This window comes from Pseudomonas sp. BP01 (genome assembly GCF_022760795.1).
Taxonomy (GTDB): Bacteria; Pseudomonadota; Gammaproteobacteria; order Pseudomonadales; family Pseudomonadaceae; genus Aquipseudomonas; species Aquipseudomonas putida_Q.
Genome location: NZ_JAFBKA010000017.1, coordinates 51392 through 71882, shown reverse-complemented (window position 1 = coordinate 71882; position 20491 = coordinate 51392). Strand labels below are relative to the sequence as shown.

Annotated in this window: 15 protein-coding genes, 6 tRNA genes and 1 pseudogene; 19 read left to right on the top strand and 3 right to left on the bottom strand. The window is 63.3% G+C overall.

Translation table 11 applies throughout. The features are described 5' to 3' along the window. Window positions 1–10 precede the first annotated feature (10 nt). Window positions 11–142: pseudogene (locus JOY50_RS16710) on the bottom strand (hypothetical protein); the annotation flags it as partial. 163 nt (window positions 143–305) lie between these two features. Here JOY50_RS16710 and gltX point away from each other — a divergent pair. From gltX to JOY50_RS16645, 12 genes are all read left to right on the top strand, one after another. Continuing rightward, complete coding sequence (gltX, locus tag JOY50_RS16700; RefSeq protein ID WP_132847045.1) at window positions 306–1787, top strand: glutamate--tRNA ligase; 1482 nt, start codon at window positions 306–308, stop codon at window positions 1785–1787. Between the two features lie 280 nt (window positions 1788–2067). Continuing rightward, window positions 2068–2143: transfer RNA gene (locus JOY50_RS16695), tRNA-Ala, on the top strand. Between the two features lie 72 nt (window positions 2144–2215). Next, window positions 2216–2291: transfer RNA gene (locus JOY50_RS16690), tRNA-Glu, on the top strand. A 53-nt stretch (window positions 2292–2344) separates the two neighbouring features. Beyond that, a tRNA-Ala gene (locus JOY50_RS16685) sits at window positions 2345–2420 on the top strand. Between the two features lie 42 nt (window positions 2421–2462). Then, window positions 2463–2538 (top strand) — tRNA-Glu (locus tag JOY50_RS16680). Between the two features lie 62 nt (window positions 2539–2600). After that, window positions 2601–2676 (top strand) — tRNA-Ala (locus JOY50_RS16675). Between the two features lie 42 nt (window positions 2677–2718). Next, window positions 2719–2794, top strand: a tRNA-Glu gene (locus JOY50_RS16670). A 171-nt stretch (window positions 2795–2965) separates the two neighbouring features. Next, window positions 2966–3505, top strand: coding sequence for a TetR/AcrR family transcriptional regulator (locus JOY50_RS16665; protein ID WP_049274396.1), 540 nt, complete (start codon window positions 2966–2968; stop codon window positions 3503–3505). Window positions 3506–3520: 15 nt separating this feature from the next. Next, complete coding sequence (locus JOY50_RS16660; protein WP_132847044.1) at window positions 3521–4354, top strand: alpha/beta fold hydrolase; 834 nt, start codon at window positions 3521–3523, stop codon at window positions 4352–4354. Window positions 4355–4539: 185 nt separating this feature from the next. Beyond that, entirely contained in the window at window positions 4540–4974 is a 435-nt protein-coding gene (locus JOY50_RS16655) for a thioesterase family protein (protein ID WP_132847043.1), read from the top strand. A 51-nt stretch (window positions 4975–5025) separates the two neighbouring features. After that, window positions 5026–5997 (top strand): tRNA-dihydrouridine synthase, encoded by a 972-nt coding sequence (locus JOY50_RS16650; RefSeq protein ID WP_132847042.1) that lies wholly within the window; start codon window positions 5026–5028, stop codon window positions 5995–5997. A 215-nt stretch (window positions 5998–6212) separates the two neighbouring features. Then, the gene (locus JOY50_RS16645; protein ID WP_019473804.1) at window positions 6213–6656 is read left to right on the top strand and encodes an Hsp20 family protein; all 444 of its coding nucleotides are present in this window, start codon (window positions 6213–6215) and stop codon (window positions 6654–6656) included. A 61-nt stretch (window positions 6657–6717) separates the two neighbouring features. Here JOY50_RS16645 and JOY50_RS16640 read toward each other — a convergent pair whose 3' ends face one another. Continuing rightward, window positions 6718–10014 carry a PAS domain S-box protein gene (locus JOY50_RS16640; RefSeq protein ID WP_132847041.1) on the bottom strand — a complete coding sequence of 1099 codons (3297 nt, stop codon included), beginning with the start codon at window positions 10012–10014 and terminating at the stop codon, window positions 6718–6720. A gap of 61 nt (window positions 10015–10075) precedes the next feature. Beyond that, window positions 10076–10954 carry a LysR family transcriptional regulator gene (locus JOY50_RS16635; protein WP_019473802.1) on the bottom strand — a complete coding sequence of 293 codons (879 nt, stop codon included), beginning with the start codon at window positions 10952–10954 and terminating at the stop codon, window positions 10076–10078. Between the two features lie 131 nt (window positions 10955–11085). Here JOY50_RS16635 and leuC point away from each other — a divergent pair, with 131 nt between their 5' ends. From leuC to JOY50_RS16600, 7 genes are all read left to right on the top strand, one after another. Beyond that, the gene (leuC, locus tag JOY50_RS16630) at window positions 11086–12519 is read left to right on the top strand and encodes a 3-isopropylmalate dehydratase large subunit (protein WP_132847040.1); all 1434 of its coding nucleotides are present in this window, start codon (window positions 11086–11088) and stop codon (window positions 12517–12519) included. After that, on the top strand, window positions 12516–13160 hold the full coding sequence (gene leuD / locus JOY50_RS16625; protein WP_019473800.1) for a 3-isopropylmalate dehydratase small subunit: 645 nt from the start codon (window positions 12516–12518) through the stop codon (window positions 13158–13160). The genes leuC and leuD overlap by 4 nt, the downstream gene beginning before the upstream one ends. A 147-nt stretch (window positions 13161–13307) precedes the next feature. Next, on the top strand, window positions 13308–14072 hold the full coding sequence (locus JOY50_RS16620) for a class I SAM-dependent methyltransferase (RefSeq protein ID WP_243055547.1): 765 nt from the start codon (window positions 13308–13310) through the stop codon (window positions 14070–14072). A gap of 54 nt (window positions 14073–14126) precedes the next feature. Continuing rightward, complete coding sequence (gene leuB / locus JOY50_RS16615; RefSeq protein ID WP_019473015.1) at window positions 14127–15209, top strand: 3-isopropylmalate dehydrogenase; 1083 nt, start codon at window positions 14127–14129, stop codon at window positions 15207–15209. Window positions 15210–15272: 63 nt separating this feature from the next. Next, window positions 15273–16385 (top strand): aspartate-semialdehyde dehydrogenase, encoded by a 1113-nt coding sequence (asd, locus tag JOY50_RS16610; protein ID WP_019473016.1) that lies wholly within the window; start codon window positions 15273–15275, stop codon window positions 16383–16385. Window positions 16386–16608: 223 nt separating this feature from the next. Continuing rightward, window positions 16609–17613 carry an aspartate-semialdehyde dehydrogenase gene (locus JOY50_RS16605; RefSeq protein WP_138737742.1) on the top strand — a complete coding sequence of 335 codons (1005 nt, stop codon included), beginning with the start codon at window positions 16609–16611 and terminating at the stop codon, window positions 17611–17613. Between the two features lie 71 nt (window positions 17614–17684). Continuing rightward, entirely contained in the window at window positions 17685–20438 is a 2754-nt protein-coding gene (locus JOY50_RS16600) for a FimV/HubP family polar landmark protein (protein ID WP_243055546.1), read from the top strand. Window positions 20439–20491 lie beyond the last annotated feature (53 nt).

Genomic DNA, 20491 nt, shown 5'->3' with positions numbered 1-20491 from the left:
CCTAGGATTTCAGCCAGGCGGTCAGCGGGATCATGATGATTTCCGCCACCAGGTACGAGGTGGAAATCCATGAACCTTCCTACAGCGTCGCTGACAATGCGCCCGGGATGTCTTTCAACTCTACGGTGGCGGTCACCGACATGCCGGGGCGAAGACGCCCGTGCGGCGGGGTGTCGGCACTGAAGGTGAGTTCGATCGGGATGCGCTGCATCACCTTGGTTAAGACGTTCGCGCCATTGCTGGAGCCGGGTGCCTGCCTCCTGCTAACATCCCGCCTTTGTTTCATCTTCAGTTCGAGACCTTCAATGACCACCGTACGCACGCGTATCGCGCCATCGCCTACCGGCGACCCCCATGTCGGCACTGCCTACATCGCCCTGTTCAACTACTGCTTTGCCAAGCAGCATGGCGGTGAGTTCATCCTGCGCATCGAAGACACCGACCAGCTGCGTTCCACGCGCGAGTCGGAACAGCAGATCTTCGACGCCCTGCGCTGGCTCGGCATCGAATGGAACGAAGGCCCGGATGTGGGCGGCCCGCACGGCCCGTACCGGCAGAGCGAGCGTGGCGAGATCTACGCGAAGTATGCCAAGGAGCTGGTTGACGCCGGCCACGCCTTCTATTGCTTCTGCACCGCCGAAGAGCTGGAGCAGATGCGTGCCGAGCAACAGGCCCGCGGCGAAACCCCGCGCTACGACGGCCGCGCACTGCTGCTGAGCGCCGAGGAAGTGCAGCGCCGCCTGGGCGCTGGCGAGCCCCATGTGATCCGCATGAAGGTGCCGAGCGAAGGTGTGTGCGTGGTGCCGGACATGCTGCGTGGCGATGTCGAAATCCCGTGGGACCGCATGGACATGCAGGTGCTGATGAAGAACGACGGCCTGCCGACGTACTTCCTGGCCAACGTGGTCGACGACCACCTGATGGGCATCACCCACGTCCTGCGTGGCGAAGAGTGGCTGCCGTCGGCGCCCAAGCTGATCAAGCTGTACGAATACTTCGGCTGGGAACAGCCCAAGCTGTGCTACATGCCGCTGCTGCGTAACCCTGACAAGTCCAAGCTGTCCAAGCGCAAGAACCCCACCTCGGTGACCTTCTACGAGCGCATGGGCTTCATGCCTGAGGCGATGCTCAACTACCTGGGCCGCATGGGCTGGTCGATGCCGGACGAGCGCGAAAAATTCTCGCTGGACGAGATGGTCGAGCACTTCGACCTGTCGCGTATTTCGCTGGGTGGGCCGATCTTCGACATCGAGAAGCTGTCCTGGCTCAACGGCCAGTGGCTGCGCGAACTGCCGGTCGAGGAATTCGCCACACGCCTGCAGAAGTGGGCATTCAACAGCGACTACATGATGAAGATTGCCCCGCATGTGCAGGGCCGGGTCGAGACGTTCAGCCAGGTTGCCCCGCTGGGCGGGTTCTTCTTCGAAGGCGCGCTGAAGCTGGATGCCAAGCTGTTCGAAAGCAAGAAACTGTCGGCCGACCAGGTGCGCCAGGTGATCCAGCTGATCCTGTGGAAGCTCGAAAGCCTGCGCCAGTGGGAAAAAGAGCGCATCACCGGCTGCATCCAGGCCGTGGTCGAGGCGCTGGAACTGAAGTTGCGTGATGCTATGCCGCTGATGTTTGCCGCCATTACCGGCCAGGCCAGTTCGGTGTCGGTACTGGACGCCATGGAAATCCTCGGCCCCGACCTGACCCGCTATCGCCTGCGCCAGGCCCTGGACCTGCTGGGTGGCGTTTCGAAGAAAGAAAACAAAGAGTGGGAAAAGCTGCTGGCTTCCATCGCCTGATTCAGCGTTACACCTAACCTGTGGGAGCGGGCGTGCCCGCTAATGCGGTGTTTGATTTACCATCGCATTCGCGGGCACGCCCGCTCCCACAGGTCCAGCTGAAGCCCGAAAACCAGGGCAGGGCGGTAAGTGATTGTTATCTGTGAAAAAACTTTTGAATATTTTCAAAATTTCGTTTGACAGCCCTGCAATCCGATCTTAATATGCGCCCCGTCCACAGCGATGAACGAAAACGAAACGCCAGGCACCCAGCCAGCGATTCGGTTCAAAGCGACATTGTGGGGCTATAGCTCAGCTGGGAGAGCGCCTGCATGGCATGCAGGAGGTCAGCGGTTCGATCCCGCTTAGCTCCACCAAATTCCGTTTGTCAGCCACGGCTGGCAAACAAGACCGGGTCCAGCAACCGGGTCTTGAAGGTAAGAAGGTTCGTCCCCTTCGTCTAGTGGCCTAGGACACCGCCCTTTCACGGCGGTAACAGGGGTTCGAGTCCCCTAGGGGACGCCAGTTTTACACAAGCGATGTTTCATTATGTCGCTGGGCCGCGAGGCTAAAAATCCGGGGCTATAGCTCAGCTGGGAGAGCGCCTGCATGGCATGCAGGAGGTCAGCGGTTCGATCCCGCTTAGCTCCACCAATTTTGCCGCGGTTCGCGTAAGCGGATCGGCACGAAGGTTACGTCCCCTTCGTCTAGTGGCCTAGGACACCGCCCTTTCACGGCGGTAACAGGGGTTCGAGTCCCCTAGGGGACGCCACTTTTTCCTGCGTTTTGCAGGGCTTAAAAAGGCTCGTCGATTATTGATGAGCCTTTTGTTTCGGGGCTATAGCTCAGCTGGGAGAGCGCCTGCATGGCATGCAGGAGGTCAGCGGTTCGATCCCGCTTAGCTCCACCATTTCTGCCAGGGTTCACGCAAGTGAGTCTTCGCGAAGGTTACGTCCCCTTCGTCTAGTGGCCTAGGACACCGCCCTTTCACGGCGGTAACAGGGGTTCGAGTCCCCTAGGGGACGCCATGTTTACCCGCGTTTTGCGGGACTTTAAAGGCTCATTCGCTTATTGAATGGGCCTTTTGTTTTTTTTCCCTTCGTAAAATTCGCGGCTGACAAGCGGCGGGAAGTTCTGCTTGCCAAAAAATATGATGCGTATAATATTTCCATCATCATATTCCTCCTGGCGAGTCCCTGATGAGCGACAAGAAGAGCAGAACCCGCGAACGCATTCTGGAAGCTGCACGCAGTGCGCTGATCCAGCATGGCCCCGCCGAGCCCAGCGTTAGCCAGGTGATGGGGGCAGCAGGCCTTACCGTCGGCGGTTTCTATGCCCACTTTGACAGCAAGGACGAGCTGATGCTCGAAGCGTTCCGCCAGCTGTTAGGCGAACGCCGCGCCTTGCTCGCCCAGATCGACCCCAACCTGGATGGTGCAGGGCGGCGGGCGCTGGCCAGTGCCTTCTACCTGTCGCGCAAACACCGGGATGCCGAAGTGCACGCCTGCCCGCTGCCCAACTCGCTGGGCGAGATGCAGCGCCTGCCGGAGGTGTTCCGCGAAGTATTGGCCGAGCACATCGAGCTGATGACCGCCGCCATGGTTGACCGCCCCGAAGATGCCGACAAGGCATTGGCCGACCTGGCGCTCATGGTCGGCGGCCTGGCCCTGGCCCGTGCCTTGGGTACCAGTGAGCTTTCTGACCGTATTCTGCGCGCCGCCAAGTCGGCGGTGCTTTAACCCTGGAGCATGGCGATGACTACCCTGAGCTGGATTCGTGGTGTCAATGGCACCCTGGGCCGCCTGGCCCCCGAGCATGTCGCGGGCAAGATGCGCCGTGCCTTCATGACCCCACGCAATCTGCCGCCTCGGGATTGGGAGCTGCCCGTGCTGGCTAGCGCCGAGCGCATCACCCTGCGCTTCGGCTTGTCTGCGTTGCGCTGGGGCAAAGGCCCGACCGTGCTGCTGATGCACGGTTGGGAAGGGCGCCCGACCCAGTTTGCCGCGTTGATCGAGACCTTGGTCCAGGCCGGCCACACGGTGGTGTCGCTGGAAGGGCCGGGCCATGGCCGTTCGCCTGGTGAGCAGGCAAATGTGGTGCTGTTTGCCCGGGCGCTGCTGGAGGCCGCTGCCGAACTGCCGCCGCTGCGTGCGGTCATTGGCCACTCCATGGGCGGTGCCAGTGTGCTGCTGGCCTTGCAGATGGGGCTGCGCGCACAGGCAGCGGTCAGCATTGCAGCCCCGGCGCGGCTGCTGGGCGTGCTGCGCGGTTTTGCCCATCGTCTGGGGATGCCGGCGCGCGCGCGGGCGGCCTTCATTCGCCAGGTGGAGCGGGAGGTAGGCATGCAGATTGCGCGGCTGGATGTGACCGGTTACCAGCTGGAGCTTCCGGGGTTGGTGGTGCATGCCGCCGATGATGCTCTGGTGGCCGCCGATGAAGCCCAGGTAATCCACAAGGCCTGGTTCGACAGCCGGCTGATGCTGCTGGAGGAGGGTGGCCACCAGCGAGTGCTGTCCGACCCGCGACTGGGTGAGGCTGTGCTCGAATTGCTGGCCCGGGCTGACGTGCCAGCGCGACAAACTGCCTGATGGTGTTGCCTGTGCTGACCTCATCGCCGGCAAGCCAGCTCCCACAGGCTCGGCGCAAACCTGGAGTCCTACGCCGAACCTGTGGGAGCTGGCTTGCCGGCGATGAGGCCGGTAAATCTTGCGCAGGGGCTGGACATTGCCCCGCAGGTCGCTGCTAAATCGACTTTTGTGCCAAGGAAGCGAACATGGGCTGGGACCTGGCAACACCCTTCGTCATCGACCTGCGCGTCGGTAGCGAGGACATCGATGGCCTCGGCCACGCCAATAACGCAGTCTATGTCACCTGGCTGGAGCGCTGCGCCTGGCGCCACTCCCAGCGCCTGGGGCTGGACCTGGCCGAGTATCGGCGCCTGGATCGGGCGATGGCTGTGGTGCGCCACGAAATCGACTACCTCGCCGCCGCTTACGAGGACGACGAACTGCAACTGGCCACCTGGATCATCGACTGGGATCAGCGCCTGCGCATGACCCGGCGCTTCCAGCTCAAGCGCCCGCGTGACGGCGTAACCTTGCTGCGCGCACAAACCACCTTTGCCTGCATCGAGCTGTCCACCGGCAAGCCCAGGCGCATGCCGGCGGAATTTGTCGATGGTTACGGCCCGGCGCTGATCGGCGCCTGAATCGCCGGCAATTTTTGTTAGACTGCCGGCTTTTCCATCCGAGACCCCGACATGCAAATTGCCCTGGCCCCCATGGAGGGGCTGGTTGACAACATCCTGCGCGACGTATTGACCCGTGTGGGCGGTATCGACTGGTGCGTCACCGAGTTCATCCGCGTGTGCGACCGCCTGCTGCCGGCGTCCTCGTTCCACAAGCTGGCGCCCGAGTTGCGCCAGGGTGCGCGCACGGCTTCCGGGGTGCCCATGCGCGTGCAGTTGCTGGGTTCGGACCCGGGGTGCCTGGCGGAAAACGCGGCGCTGGCCTGTGAGCTGGGTGCGCCCGTGATCGACCTGAACTTCGGCTGCCCGGCCAAGACTGTGAACAAGTCACGTGGCGGTGCCGTGCTGCTCAAAGAGCCGGAGTTGCTGCACGCCATCGTACGTGAGGTGCGCCGCGCGGTGCCGGCGCATATCCCGGTCACTTCGAAGATGCGCCTGGGCTTCGACAGCCCCGACGGCGCCCTGGACTGTGCCACGGCCCTGGCAGAGGGGGGCTCGGCGCATCTGGTGGTGCATGCGCGGACCAAGGTCGAGGGCTACAAGCCGCCGGCGCACTGGGAGTGGGTGGCGCGGGTGCAGGATGTGGTCAAGGTACCGGTGTTCGCCAACGGCGAGATCTGGACCGTCGATGACTGGCAGCGGTGCCGTGAGGTCAGCGGGGCCGAAGACATCATGTTGGGCCGTGGCCTGGTATCGCGCCCAGACCTGGGCCTGCAGATTGCTGCGGCGCGCGACGGGCGGGACTATCAGCCGATGAGTTGGGACGACCTGCTGCCGTTGTTGCGCGAGTTCTGGCGTCAGGCCCAGGCCAAACTGTCACCGCGCTATGCGCCGGGGCGGATGAAACAGTGGTTGGCGATGCTGACCCGCAGTTACCCCGAAGCGGTGGTGTTGTTTGCCGAGTTGCGCCGGGAAGATGACTGCGCGCGGATCAGCCGGTTGCTGGGGGTTGAGGCGGCTGCTTTCGAGGCTTGTGTTGCCTGAACCGACCTCTTCGCGGGTAAACCCGCTCCCACAGGTAATGCACAGCCCTGTAGGAGCGGGTTTACCCGCGAAGAGGCCATCAGACCCAGTGCAAAAAAGAAGATTTTTTTAACGCTCCCCTTGAAAGCTTTTCCCCTGGCCATATCTTTTGAGTACGCGATGCCGAAGTCGGGTCGCGTAGTGACTTACTTGCTGAATCTCAGGAGTTTATGACCATGACTACCGCTTTCTCTCTTGCTCCACTGTTCCGCCATTCCGTTGGTTTCGACCGTTTCAACGACCTGTTCGAGTCCGCGGCACGTAATGAGGCCGGTAGCAGCTACCCGCCCTACAACGTGGAAAAGCATGGCGAGGACCACTACCGCATCGTGGTTGCCGCAGCTGGTTTCCAGGAGCAGGACCTCGACCTGCAGGTCGAGAAAGGTGTCCTGACCGTGACCGGTGGCAAGCGCGACAATGGTGCCGCTGAAGTGACTTACCTGCATCAGGGTATCGCGCAACGCGCCTTCAAGCTGTCGTTCCGCCTGGCCGATCATATCGAAGTGAAGGCCGCCGGCCTGGCCAACGGCCTGCTCAGCATCGACCTGCTGCGCATCGTGCCTGAAGAAGCCAAGGCCAAGCGCATCCCGATCAATGGCGACAAGCCAGCGCTGAACTGATCACGCTGCAATGAAGAAGGGCACCCTCGGGTGCCCTTCTTCGTGGGTGCCTGCATCTGCTTCAGTAGTCTGCCGGCGCCTCCAGCAACAGCTTGCGAAACTCAGGCAACGGCAACGGCCGGCTGTGCAGGTAGCCCTGGTACAGGTGGCAGCCCAGCCGTTCCAGAAACTCCAGCTGTTCGGTCAGTTCCACCCCCTCGGCAATCACAGCCAGGTCCAGGCTGCGGGCCATGGCGACGATGGCGCGGACGATTTCGGCGTCGTTGGGGTCGTTCGGTGCATCGCGCACGAAGGTCTGGTCGATCTTCAGCGCATCGACCGGCAGGCGCTTGAGGTAGGTCAGCGACGAATAGCCAGTGCCAAAGTCATCCATGGCAAAACTCACCCCGTAGCGCTTCAGTTCGCGCATCTTGCTGATGGTGTCTTCCAGGTTCTGGATAACGATGCCTTCGGTGATCTCCAGCTTGAGCATGTGCCGAGGCAGCCGGTAATCATCCAGGCTGCGCAGCACGCGCTCGACAAAGTTGTTCTGGCGGAACTGCCGCGGGCTGATGTTTACGCACAGGCTGAAGTCATCGGCATCAATCAGCCCGTCGGTGAGCATGCGGGCGCAGGCATCGCAGGCTTCGTCAAGGATCCAGCTGCCAACTTCCAGGATCAGGCCGCTTTCTTCCAGTACCTGGATGAACTGCGCGGGTGGTTGCTGGCCCAGTTGCGGGTGGTGCCAGCGCAGCAGCACCTCAGCGCCGACGATACGGTTGTCGCGGGCGTCCACCTGCGGCTGAAAATGCAGCGCCAGCTCGCCACGGGCCAAGGCCAGGCGCAGGTCGTTTTCCATGCGCAGCCGTTCGCTGGCGGCCTTCTGCATGGTGGTATGGAACAGCTGGGTGGTGTTGCGCCCGGAGTCTTTTGCCCGGTAAAGGGCGATATCGGCACGCTTGAGCAGATCGGCCGGGGTGGTGCCGTGGTCGGGGATCAGCGCCACGCCGATGCTGGGCGTTACCTGCAGGCGCTGGCCATCCAGCGACATCGGTTCGGCCAGCAGCTCACGCAGCGTGTCGGCCAGTTCGCGCACTTTTTCCTCCACCACCTCACGGCTGCCCTCCAGGCCGCTGAGCAGTACCACGAACTCGTCGCCACCCAGCCGGGCCACGGTGTCTTCAAAGCGCACACTGGCTTCCAGGCGTGCGGTGATGATCTTCAGCACCGTGTCGCCCACCGGGTGGCCCAGCGAGTCGTTGATGTGCTTGAAGTGGTCCAGGTCGAGGAACAGCAGGGCACCGCGCAGGTTGTGGCGCTTGAGCAGGGCGATCTGCTGGCTCAGCCGGTCCATCAGCAAGGCGCGGTTGGGCAGGTTGGTCAGCGGGTCGTGGTAGGCCAGATGGCGTATCTGCGCCTGGGCATTCTTCAGTTGGCTGACATCGCGGGCGGTCAGCAGCAGGCAGTCGACTTCGTTGAGGGTGATCGGCTCAACAGAGACTTCCACGGTGAGGATATCGCCGCGCTTGTTACGCCCGAGCATTTCCCGGTGATGCACCCGGCCGCGGTCGCGCAACTCGGCCAGCAATGCGCTGCGCTGCTTGTCGTCGGCCCAGATACCGATCTCGTATACCGTGTGGCCCACCACATCGGCGGCGCTGTAGCCGGTGAGGCGGCAGAAGCCATCGTTGATTTCCAGGTAGCGGCCGCTGTGGCGTTCGGTGATGGTGATGGCGTCTGGGCTGGAGTGGAAGGCCTTGGCGAACTTCTCCTCGCTGGACTGCAGCGCCGCCTCGGCGCGTTGCTGCTGGGTAATATCGCGCAGGGTGGTGACACTGCAGGGTTGGTCGTCGACGGTGATCAGGCGGCTGGAGATTACACAGGTCAATGGCGCGCCGTCGCGGTGGTTGACCACCACGGCGACGTTGCTCAAGGCCCGATCGCGGATGACCCGCTCGATACGTTGCGCACGTTCGATGGACTCGGCCCACAGGCCGATTTCCTCGGCGGTGCGGCCAATCACCTGGTCGCTGGCCCAGCCGAAGGTCTGGCTGAATGCCGGGTTGATCTCGATGAACTGGCCGGTGTCCTGGCGGGTGACGCAGATCGGGTCGGGGCTGACCTGGAAAAGGCTGGCGAACTTCTCTTCCGAGGCGCTCAGGCGCTGCTCACGCTCCACCTGGTCGGTAATGTCGAGCAAGGTGCCGGCCATGCGCAGCGGGTTACCCTGCTCGTCGCGGTAAAGCCGTGCGCGGCTTTCGATATAGCGCGAGATGCCGTTTTCCAGTTGCACCCGGTAGGTGATCTGGTAGTTCCCGGCGGGCCCTTCGCGCAGGCTGCGGTAAGCCTGGCGCATCGAGTTGCGTTCCTGTTCCGGCACCCCTTCGAAAAACGCATCGAACGATTCGTGAAAAGGGGTGGGCGGCAGGCCGTGCAGCTGCGCGGCGCGGGCCGAGCCGTAGAGCATGCCGCTTGGGATGTGCCAGTCCCAGGTGCCCAGCTGCGCCGAGTCCAGGGCCAGGTCCAGGCGTTCCTGGCTGTCCTTCAGGGCCTGCTCGGCGCGCTTGCGTTCGGTGGTGTCGACGAACGTGCTGATCAAGAAGGTGACGCCCTCCAGTTCGATGCCCTGGGTGCAGAGGATGCCATCGTGCACCTTGCCGCTGGAGGCACGGAACTGCACCTCCATGATGAGCGGGCCGCCACTGGCGCGGGTCGACTCCATGACCTGGTGACGCTGTTCGGGGTTGACCCACAGGCCCAGCTCCAGGCTGGTCTTGCCGATCACTTGGCTGCCGGGCCAGCCGAACATGTCTTCGAAATGCTGGTTGACCTCGAAGATCATGCCGTCGTGGCGGCGGGTCAGCAAAATGGCGTTGGGGCTGAGGTGAAACAGGGTGGCGAAGCGCTTTTCCGAATTGATCAGCGCTGTCTCCCGCTCGCGCTGGCGGGTAATTTCGCGGATCACCCCGATCATCTGGGGCCGGCCATGCTGGTCGTGAGTCAGGCTGCCGTTGATCTCCAGCCAGTGCAGGCTACCGTCCGGCCAGCGAATGCGGTGGCGCATGGCCTGCTCCACCGGCTCGCCGTTGAACACGGCCTGAAATACCTGACGCGTGCGCGCGCGGTCTTCCTCGGGCAGCAAGTCGAGGTAGTCGACATCGGCGGGCAGCGGCCGCTGCGGGTCGAAGCCGAACAGCGCCTGGGTGCCCCGGGACCAGCTGACCCGGCCGCTTTCGATATCCCACAGCCAGGCCCCCAGGCGTGCGCCGTTGAGCGCCGCCAGCAGTTGCGGGGCGTTCTGCCAGGCCTGTTCCGACTCTTGGGGATCGGCCGCAGGAATACGCGGCAGGCGCAAAAAGCGGTTTGCTGATTTGGGCATCGGTACCAGACCTTTGGCGTATGACGCGTCCTTGAATTGGAAGTACCGGGCTGACGGCCGGTCAGGCGGGCCCTGCGTGGCTGTCGAGCAGAGCCATGAATGCCCTGGCCGCGTTCGATAGCGTACGCTCCGTGTGCAAGATGTAGCCTAGCTGGCGCGACAGCTGTATGCCGGGCAATGCGATGGGTGCAACCTGTTCGTCGAGCATGGTGCGTGGCAATACGCTCCAGGCCAGGCCGATCGATACCATCATCTTGATGGTTTCCAGGTAGTTGGTGCTCATGGCGATGTTCGGCGTCAGGCCCTGGCTTTCGAACAGGCGCTGGACAATATGGTGGGTAAAGGTGTTGCCGCCAGGGAAGACCGCCGGGTGGCGGGCGACATCAGCCAGGCTGACCGCATGGTTGTTGGCCAGCGGGTGCTCGGGGGCGGCGACAAAGTCCAGGGCGTCGTCCCACACCGGCACGGCCTTGACCAGGTGGTGCGGGTCGGGCGCCAGGGTGATCACTGCAATCTCGGCACGGCCATGCAGAATTTCGTCGTAGGCCTGTTCTGAATCGAGAAACTGAATATCCAGCGCCACGGCCGGGTACTGGCGGGTGAAAGCCCGCAACAATGGAGGCAGGCGGTGCAGGCCGATGTGATGGCTGGTGGCAAGGGTCAGACGACCGCTCACGGCCCCGGTCAGGTTGGTCAGCGCCCGTCGGGTATCATCTAGCACATTGAGAATCTGGTAGGCCCGTGGCAGCAGGGCGCGCCCGGCCTCGGTCAGGGTCACCTCGCGGCCCAGGCGGTCGAACAGGCGCACCCCCAGTTGCTGCTCCAGCCCGGCGATGCGTTTGCTGATGGCCGGCTGGGTCAGGAACAGCCGCTCGGCAGCCCCGGAAAAGCTGCCGGTTTCGGCAATGGCTATAAAGGCACTGAGGTTGGCCAGGTCCATGGTGCTGTATTCCTTTGGGTTATCCAAAGCATAAAAATTATGAATTTGAGTTATTCAATCTAACCCCATAGCATCGTCCGTACAAGCCAAGGGGTCTTTGGCATAGAAAGACGCTGATGAGGAACAGTCTGATGGCTGGCAAAACGCTCTACGACAAACTCTGGGAAGCCCATGAGGTCAAGCGCCGTGATGACGGCTCGTCCTTGATCTACATCGACCGCCACATCATCCACGAAGTGACGTCGCCCCAGGCCTTCGAAGGCCTGCGCCTGGCCAACCGCAAACCGTGGCGCATCGACACCAACATCGCCACCCCCGACCACAACGTGCCGACCACGCCAGAGCGCAAGGGCGGTATCGAGGCCATCGTCGACCAGGTGTCGCGCCTGCAGGTGCAGACCCTTGACGAAAACTGTGACGAATACGGCATCGTCGAATTCAAGATGAATGACGAACGCCAGGGCATCGTCCACGTCATCAGCCCGGAGCAGGGTGCCACCTTGCCTGGCATGACCGTGGTCTGCGGTGACTCGCACACCTCCACCCACGGCGCCTTCGGTGCCCTGGCCCACGGCATTGGCACCTCCGAGGTCGAGCACGTGCTCGCCACCCAGTGCCTGGTCGCCAAGAAGATGAAGAACATGCTGGTGCGCGTGGAAGGCCAGTTGCCTACCGGCGTTACCGCCAAGGACATCGTCCTGGCCGTGATCGGCAAGATCGGCACCGCCGGTGGCAACGGCCACGCCATGGAGTTCGCCGGCAGCGCCATCCGCGAATTGTCGATGGAAGGCCGCATGACCATCTGCAACATGTCCATCGAGGCTGGCGCCCGTGTGGGCCTGGTGGCCACTGACGCCACCACCGTTGCCTACGTTGAAGGCCGCCCGTATGCGCCGAAGGGCGAGCAGTGGGAACAAGCGGTCGAGTCGTGGAAAGACCTGGTGTCGGATGACGATGCCGTGTTCGACACCGTAGTGGAGCTGGATGCCAGCCAGATCAAGCCACAGGTCAGCTGGGGCACCTCGCCCGAGATGGTGTTGGCCGTCGACCAGCGCGTGCCGGACCCGGCTGCCGAAGCCGACCTGGTCAAGCGTGGTTCGATCGAGCGTGCCTTGAAGTACATGGGCCTGACCGCCAACCAGGCGATTACCGATATCAAACTGGACCGCGTGTTCATCGGCTCGTGCACCAACTCGCGTATCGAAGACCTGCGCGCCGCAGCCGAAATCGCCAAGGGCCGCAAGGTAGCCGCTACCGTCAAGCAAGCCATCGTCGTGCCGGGTTCGGGCCTGGTCAAGGCCCAGGCCGAGCGCGAAGGCCTGGACAAGATCTTCGTCGAAGCCGGTTTTGAATGGCGTGAGCCAGGCTGCTCGATGTGCCTGGCGATGAACCCGGACCGCCTGGAGAGTGGCGAGCATTGCGCGTCCACCTCCAACCGCAACTTCGAAGGCCGTCAGGGCGCCGGTGGCCGTACCCACCTGGTCAGCCCGGCCATGGCTGCCGCTGCCGCGGTGACCGGCCACTTCATCGATGTTCGCGAGTTGATCCAAGGGAGCGCAGCATGAAAGCCTTTACCCAGCACACTGGCCTCGTCGCGCCGTTGGACCGTGCCAACGTCGACACCGACCAGATCATCCCCAAGCAGTTTCTGAAGTCGATCAAACGCACCGGCTTTGGCCCTAACCTGTTCGACGAATGGCGTTACCTGGACGTGGGCCAGCCCTACCAGGACAACAGCAAGCGCCCGCTGAACACCGAGTTTGTGCTCAACCACGAACGCTACCAGGGGGCCAGCGTGTTGCTGGCGCGGGAAAACTTCGGTTGCGGCTCCAGCCGTGAGCACGCCCCGTGGGCGTTGGACGAGTACGGCTTCCGCAGCGTGATCGCGCCGAGCTTTGCCGACATCTTCTTCAACAACAGCTTCAAGAACGGCTTGCTGCCGATCATCCTCAGCGATGAGGAAGTGGACGAATTGTTCAAGCAGGTCGAAGCCAACCCGGGTTACCAGCTGACCATCGACTTGCAGGCGCAGGCGGTGACCCGCCCGGATGGCAAGGTGCTGCACTTCGAGATCGATGCATTCCGCAAGCACTGCCTGCTCAACGGCCTGGACGATATCGGCCTGACCCTGCAGGACAGCGATGCGATCAAGGCCTTCGAAGGCAAGCACCGCGCCGGGCAGCCTTGGCTGTTCCGTGATGCCTGAGTGATGTAGGTGAGTTTGCTGGCCTCATCGCCGGCAAGCCAGCTCCCACAGGATCACCACACGTCTGAATACTGTGGGTTTCCTGTAGGAGCTGGCTTGCCGGCGATAGGGCCAGTAGAGCTAACCCAAAACCTAAAGGATCGAGACATGACCAGCACCCAACACACCGATGTGGTCCAGCGCCAGTTCGGCGAACAGGCCAGCGCCTACCTCAGCAGCGCCGTGCACGCCCAGGGCAGTGAGTTCGCCCTGCTGCAGGCCAAGCTGGCGGGGCAGGCCCATGCTCGCGTGCTGGACCTGGGCTGCGGTGCCGGTCATGTCAGCTTCCACGTCGCCCCGCTGGTTGCCGAGGTGGTCGCCTACGACCTCTCGCAATCCATGCTCGACGTGGTCGCCAGCGCCGCCGCCGAGCGCGGCCTGGCCAATATCACCACCGAACGTGGCGCGGCCGAACACCTGCCGTTCGCCGATGCCTCGTTCGACTTCGTCTTCAGCCGCTACTCGGCCCACCACTGGAGCGACCTGGGCCTGGCCCTGCGCGAAGTGCGCCGGGTGCTCAAGCCAGGTGGCGTGGCGGCGTTCATCGACGTGATGTCGCCCGGCAGCCCGCTGCTCGACACCTACCTGCAAACGGTCGAAGTGCTGCGCGACACCAGCCATGTGCGCGACTACTCCGCCGCCCAATGGCAGCGCCAGGTCAGCGAAGCCGGCCTGCATGTGCGCAGCCACACGCGCCAGCCACTGCGCCTGGAGTTCAGCAGCTGGGTCGAGCGTATGCGTACCCCCGAGCCGATGCGTGTGGCCATACGCCAATTGCAGCAAGCCATGGGTGAAGAAGTACGGCAGTATTACCAGATCGAGGCCGATGGCTCGTTCAGCACCGATGTGCTGGTGTTGTGGGCCGAGCGTTAAGCACTTTTCGGTGGGGCCCGTCTGGCCGCACCGCGTGAATGGATAGAGGAAAGCATGAGCAAGCAGATTCTGATTCTCCCAGGTGACGGTATCGGCCCGGAAATCATGGCCGAAGCGGTCAAGGTGCTGGAACTGGCCAACGACAAGTTCCAGCTCGGCTTCAGCCTGGAGCACGACGTGATCGGTGGCGCGGCCATCGACAAGCACGGCGTGCCGCTGGCCGACGAAACCCTAGAGCGCGCGCGCAAGGCCGATGCCGTGCTGCTGGGCGCCGTGGGTGGCCCGAAGTGGGACAAGATCGAGCGTGACATCCGCCCGGAGCGCGGCCTGCTTAAAATTCGTTCGCAGCTGGGCCTGTTCGCCAACCTGCGCCCGGCCATCCTCTACCCGCAACTGGCCGATGCCTCTTCCCTGAAGCCGGAAATCGTTTCGGGCCTCGACATCCTCATCGTCCGTGAGCTGACCGGTGGCATCTATTTCGGTGCCCCGCGTGGCCAGCGCGAGCTGGAAGGCGGCGAGCGCCAGGCTTACGACACCCTGCCGTACAGCGAAAGCGAAGTGCGTCGCATTGCCCGGGTCGGCTTCGACATGGCCCGTGTGCGTGGCAAGAAGCTGTGCTCGGTGGACAAGGCCAACGTCCTGGCGTCCAGCCAGTTGTGGCGTGAAGTGGTCGAAGACGTGGCCAAGGGCTACCCGGATGTCGAACTGAGCCACATGTACGTCGACAACGCTGCCATGCAGCTGGTACGTGCACCCAAGCAGTTCGATGTGATGGTGACCGACAACATGTTCGGTGACATTCTGTCGGATGAAGCTTCCATGCTGACCGGTTCCATCGGCATGCTGCCTTCTGCGTCGCTGGATGCCGACAACAAGGGCATGTACGAGCCGTGCCACGGCTCGGCGCCGGACATCGCTGGCCTTGGCATCGCCAACCCGCTGGCGACCATCCTGTCGGTATCGATGATGCTGCGTTACAGCTTCAATCAGTCGGCTGCCGCCGAGGCGATCGAGAAGGCCGTCAGCCTGGTTCTGGACCAGGGCCTGCGCACCGGCGACATCTTCTCTGAAGGCTGCCGCAAAGTTGGTACGCAGGAAATGGGCGACGCTGTAGTCGCAGCGCTGCGGAATCTGTAATCTCTCTGGCCCGCCACCCACAATTCCCGGTGGCGGCCCACTTTTAGCAAAGGTGTAGTTGCGATGAAACGTGTAGGTCTGATCGGTTGGCGCGGTATGGTCGGTTCCGTGCTCATGCAGCGGATGCTGGAGGAGCAGGATTTCGACCTTATCGAGCCGGTGTTCTTCACTACCTCCAATGTTGGCGGCCAAGGCCCGAACGTGGGCAAGGATACAGCGCCGCTCAAGGACGCGTATTCGATTGAAGAGCTCAAGACCCTCGACGTGATCCTGACTTGCCAGGGCGGCGACTACACCAACGAGGTCTTCCCAAAGCTGCGTGAAGCCGGCTGGCAGGGTTACTGGATCGATGCTGCCTCGTCCCTGCGCATGCAGGATGATGCGGTGATCGTCCTCGACCCGGTCAACCGCAAGGTCATCGACCAGCAGCTGGACGCCGGTACCAAGAACTACATCGGCGGCAACTGCACCGTCAGCCTGATGCTGATGGGCCTGGGTGGCCTGTTCGAAGCGGGCCTGGTCGAATGGATGAGCGCCATGACCTACCAGGCAGCCTCCGGTGCCGGCGCGCAGAACATGCGCGAGCTGATCAAGCAGATGGGGGCTACTCACGCTGCCGTTGCCGATGACCTGGCCAACCCGGCCAGCGCCATCCTCGACATCGACCGCAAGGTTGCCGAGGCCATGCGCAGCGAAGCGTTCCCGACCGAGAACTTTGGTGTGCCACTCGCCGGCAGCCTGATCCCGTGGATCGACAAGGAACTGCCGAACGGCCAGAGCCGTGAAGAGTGGAAGGCCCAGGCCGAGACCAACAAGATCCTCGGCCGCTTCAAGAGCCCGATCCCGGTTGATGGTATCTGCGTGCGCATCGGCGCCATGCGTTGCCACAGCCAGGCGCTGACCATCAAGCTGAACAAGGACGTGCCGATCGCCGACATCGAAGGCATGATCAGCCAGCACAATCCGTGGGTGAAGCTGGTGCCGAACCAGCGTGAAATCAGCATGCAGGAACTGACCCCAACCAAGGTCACCGGCACCCTGAACATCCCGGTTGGCCGCCTGCGCAAGCTGAACATGGGCTCGCAGTACCTGGGCGCGTTCACCGTGGGTGACCAGCTGCTGTGGGGCGCCGCCGAACCGCTGCGCCGCATGCTGCGGATCCTGCTGGAGCGTTGATCGTTCTGCGTTGACTAAAAAACCCGCGCTGGCGACAGCGCGGGTTTTTTTGAGTGTTCGCCACAGCATTTTTAGTGCCGGTGAGATCGAGCGCCGCAAATCCCAAGCCATCCCCGCTAGCCCTCACGCAACCCACAGCGACGAAGATACGGCCAGCACAGACAAAACCCTACAATCCGAGTAAAGTGCCGCCCCCGCCGTTTTCTGCAAGAGGATCCCTACCGTGACACATCCTATGGACATCGCCGTCGTCGGCGCCACCGGCAGCGTCGGTGAAGCCCTGGTGCAGATCCTCGAAGAACTGGCGTTCCCGGTCGCCACCTTGCACCTGCTGGCCAGCATGGAATCGGCGGGCAGCAGCGTGATGTTCGCTGGCAAGAAGCTCAAGGTGCGTGAAGTCGACAGCTTCGACTTTGCCCAGGTCAAGCTGGCCTTCTTTGCCACTGGCGCCGCAGTCAGCCGCAGCTTTGCCAGCAAGGCGCTGCAGGCGGGCTGCACGGTCATCGACCTGTCTGGTGGCCTGGACGACGCCCTGGCCCTGGTGCCTGAGGCCAACGCAGAGCGCCTGGCCGGCCTGGCGCTGCCGGCACGCATCGTCAGCCCGTGCTCGGCCGCGGTTGCCGTGGCGGTGGCGCTGGCACCGCTCAAGGGCCTGCTGGACATCGAGCGGGTGCAGGTGATGGCGTCGCTGGCGGTGTCCGCGCAAGGCCGCGAAGCGGTCAGCGAACTGGCCCGGCAAACGGCCGAACTGCTCAATGCCCGGCCACTGGAGCCGCGTTTCTTCGACCGCCAGGTGGCATTCAACCTGCTGGCCCAGGTGGGGGCCGCCGATGAGCAAGGCCATACGGCGCTGGAGCGCCGCCTGGTCAGCGAGTTGCGCGTACTGCTGGGTATGCCTGAATTGAAGATTTCGGTGAGCTGCGTTCAAGTCCCGGTGTTTTTCGGCGATAGCTTCAGTGTGGCCGTGCAAAGCCGTCGCCCGGTCGACCTGGCAGCGGTCAACCAGGCGCTGGAGGCAGCCGAGAGTGTCGAGCTGGTGGAGCGTGATGATTATCCGACCCCAGTCGGTGACGCAGTCGGCCAAGACGTGGTCTATGTTGGTCGTGTACGTCACGGTATTGATGAAGACCAGCAGCTCAACCTCTGGCTGACCACCGACAACGTGCGCAAAGGCGCCGCGCTCAATGCCGTGCAAGTGGCGCAATTGTTGATTAAACACATGCTGTAAAAGATACTGGCGAGCACTTTTGTCCTGCTCTGCTTGCAGGTTTCGGGACGATTCATACAAGGGAAGAGGTCATGCTTCGAATTCGCAAACTGGTTCTGGCCATGGCTGCAGCATCCGCGCTGTCGTCTGGCATGGCGAATGCGCTGGGCCTGGGGGAGCTGACCCTGAAGTCGGCACAGAATCAGCCGCTGGACGCCGAGATCGAATTGCTCGACGTGCGCGACCTCAAAGCCGCCGAAGTGGCGCCGAGCCTGGCGCCACCGGAAGAGTTCAGCAAGGCCGGGGTGGCGTTTCCCACGTACCTCGAAGACCTGACCTTCACACCGGTTATCAACCCCAACGGCAAGAGCGTGCTGCGGGTTACCTCCAGCCAGCCGCTGCCGGGGCCAGTGGTCAAGTTCCTGGTCCAGGTGATGTGGCCGCAGGGCCGCCTGCTGCGTGACTACAGCGTGTTGCTGGACCAGGCCAAGGCCCAGGGCGACAAGCCAGCAGCAGGCAATGTCACACCGGCCACAACCGGTGCCAGCAGCTACACCACCCAGCGCCGCGACACCCTGTGGCAAATTGCTGCGCGCAACACCCAGGGTGGCTCGATCCAGCAGACCATGATCGCGATCCAGGCGCTGAACCCCGACGCCTTCATCGGCAACAACATCAACCAGCTGAAGGTTGGCCAGGTGCTGCGCCTGCCCGACCAGCAGCAGATCCAGAACATTGCCCAGGGCGAGGCAAACAGCGAGGTGGCCGAACAGTATGCCGCCTGGCGTGAAGGCCGCCGCCTGGGCCCGCGTGCCCGCCAGCTCGACGCTACCCGCCGTGGCGCCGCCGAGGCCGCCCCGTCGCGTATCGCCCAGGGCGACAACCTGCGCCTGGTCAGCCCGGGCAACCAAGCCGGTGCCGGCCAGGCCAAGGCACTCAGCGACAAGCTGGCTGTGGCCCAGGAAAGCCTGGACACCAGTCGCCGCGACAACGACGAACTCAAAAGCCGCATGACCGACCTGCAAAGCCAGCTGGACAAGCTGCAGCGTCTGATCGAGCTGAAGAACGACCAGCTGGCGCGCCTTGAAGGCCAGGGCGCAGCCGCTCCGGCAGTGGCTGCTGCTGCTCCGGCCCAGCCGGCGGCAGCCGCTCAGCCCGCGCTCGAGCCTGCACCAGCTGCGGTCGATACCGCGCCCAAGCCGGAGCCAGCCGCCAATCCAGCGCCCGCCAGCCAGCCGGGCGGTGCACTCGACCAGATCCTGGGCAATCCGTGGCTGCTTTGGCTGATTGCCGGCTCCAGCATCCTGGTGCTGGCCTTGTTGCTTTGGCTGCTGGCGCGCAAGCGCAAGGCCCAGCAAGAAGCTGAAAAGCACCTGCGCATGGCGCGGGCGCTGGAAGAAGAGCAGGGCACGGGTTTCGACAATGATACCGAGAGCCTCGACGGCGTCGAAGTCTCGGAGCCGAGCGTGACCTTGTCGCCAGCCGTGGTCGCAGCTTCGGCTGCCGCTGCCGTTGCTGCGGAGAAACTGGCAGCGCCAGCCGCCGAGGCAGAACTCGAGGCCGAGCCGTACGCAGACCCGCACGCCGCGCTGTTGGCCGAAGTTGATCAATGCCTGGCCGAGGGCCGCCTGAACCGCGCCACCGAACTGCTGGAGCCCGCTGTGGACGCTGCGCCGGAGCGTGACGACCTGCGCCTGAAACTGATGGACGTGTATGCCCGCCAGGGTGACCAGAGCGCGTTCGCCGAACAGGAGCGCAAGCTGCAAGCCAGTGAGCACAATACTGCCCAGGTTGCCGGGCTGAAAGAGCGTTACCCGGCCATGCTTGGCCTGGCCGCTGCCGGCCTGGGTGCGGCAGCGCTGGCTGCCGAGATGGATGAGCAGTACGTGCAGGAGTTGCTGCACGACGAGCCTGAGGCGCCGGTGGTTGCCGATGTGGTGCCTGACGAGGTGCCTGAGTTCGAGCCACAGGTAGAGGCTGAGCCAGAGGTAGTGGCGCAAGCAGAGCCTGAAGCAGAGCTGGATGCCTTCGAAGAGGTGTCGACCCTGGATGCATCGAGCCTCGATGAGCAGGGCCTGGACAGCGCCTTCGACCTGAGCCTGGGTGAAGACCTGGCGGAGCAAGACCCGCTGGCAGCGCCGTTGCTGGACGAGCCGGCGCCCCAGGAGGCTGTACCCGACGAGCTGGTGATTGCCGAGCCTGTGCTGGATGAGCCTGTGCTTGAAGAGGTTCAGCCAGAAGAGCAGCCGTTTGCCGTGGATGCCGATCTGCAAGCCGACGCCGATGCCGATTTCGAAGCCATGCTGGCCCAGGCCGAGCCGCAGCCTGCCGTGGACCTGTCCGATTTCGACCTCGATGTCAGTGAAGCGGTTGCCCCGGCCGCCCCGGCTGCAGCGCAAGAGGCCCCGGTGGACGTCGCCGCCGAACTGGCTGCCTTCGACAGCGTGCCGGAGTTTGACCCAGTCTCCGATTTCGACATGCCATCGGACTTCGACTTGTCGCTGTCTCTGGAGGACGATTCGCCTGCCGCCAAGAGCTTTGCCTCGGAGCTGGACGACGTCAACGCCGAACTGGACAAGCTGTCGCAAAGCCTCGAATCGCCATCGCTGGAGCCACACTTCACCAGCGAGGATGCGGCTGCGCAGCCTGAGCCCGAGCCTTTGGACGACCTGGACTTCGACTTCTTCTCCGGCAGCGACGAAGTGGCCACCAAGCTCGACCTGGCCCGCGCCTACATCGACATGGGCGACAACCAGGGCGCGCGCGACATCCTTGATGAAGTGGTCAAGGACGGCGACGACAGCCAGCGCCAGGAAGCCGAGGACATGCTCTCTCGCCTGGTCTGATGCAAGCAGGGCAGGCCTCTTCGCGGGCTTGCCCGCTCCCACAGGGTCTCCAC

Bases quoted from the DNA above. Each gene is read 5' to 3' on its own strand.
- gltX (WP_132847045.1), top strand. From the start codon at position 306: ATGACCACCGTACGCACGCGTATCGCGCCATCGCCTACCGGCGACCCC.
- JOY50_RS16665 (WP_049274396.1), top strand. From the start codon at position 2,966: ATGAGCGACAAGAAGAGCAGAACCCGCGAACGCATTCTGGAAGCTGCA.
- JOY50_RS16660 (WP_132847044.1), top strand. From the start codon at position 3,521: ATGACTACCCTGAGCTGGATTCGTGGTGTCAATGGCACCCTGGGCCGC.
- JOY50_RS16655 (WP_132847043.1), top strand. From the start codon at position 4,540: ATGGGCTGGGACCTGGCAACACCCTTCGTCATCGACCTGCGCGTCGGT.
- JOY50_RS16650 (WP_132847042.1), top strand. From the start codon at position 5,026: ATGCAAATTGCCCTGGCCCCCATGGAGGGGCTGGTTGACAACATCCTG.
- JOY50_RS16645 (WP_019473804.1), top strand. From the start codon at position 6,213: ATGACTACCGCTTTCTCTCTTGCTCCACTGTTCCGCCATTCCGTTGGT.
- JOY50_RS16640 (WP_132847041.1), bottom strand. From the start codon at position 10,014: ATGCCCAAATCAGCAAACCGCTTTTTGCGCCTGCCGCGTATTCCTGCG.
- JOY50_RS16635 (WP_019473802.1), bottom strand. From the start codon at position 10,954: ATGGACCTGGCCAACCTCAGTGCCTTTATAGCCATTGCCGAAACCGGC.
- leuC (WP_132847040.1), top strand. From the start codon at position 11,086: ATGGCTGGCAAAACGCTCTACGACAAACTCTGGGAAGCCCATGAGGTC.
- leuD (WP_019473800.1), top strand. From the start codon at position 12,516: ATGAAAGCCTTTACCCAGCACACTGGCCTCGTCGCGCCGTTGGACCGT.
- JOY50_RS16620 (WP_243055547.1), top strand. From the start codon at position 13,308: ATGACCAGCACCCAACACACCGATGTGGTCCAGCGCCAGTTCGGCGAA.
- leuB (WP_019473015.1), top strand. From the start codon at position 14,127: ATGAGCAAGCAGATTCTGATTCTCCCAGGTGACGGTATCGGCCCGGAA.
- asd (WP_019473016.1), top strand. From the start codon at position 15,273: ATGAAACGTGTAGGTCTGATCGGTTGGCGCGGTATGGTCGGTTCCGTG.
- JOY50_RS16600 (WP_243055546.1), top strand. From the start codon at position 17,685: ATGCTTCGAATTCGCAAACTGGTTCTGGCCATGGCTGCAGCATCCGCG.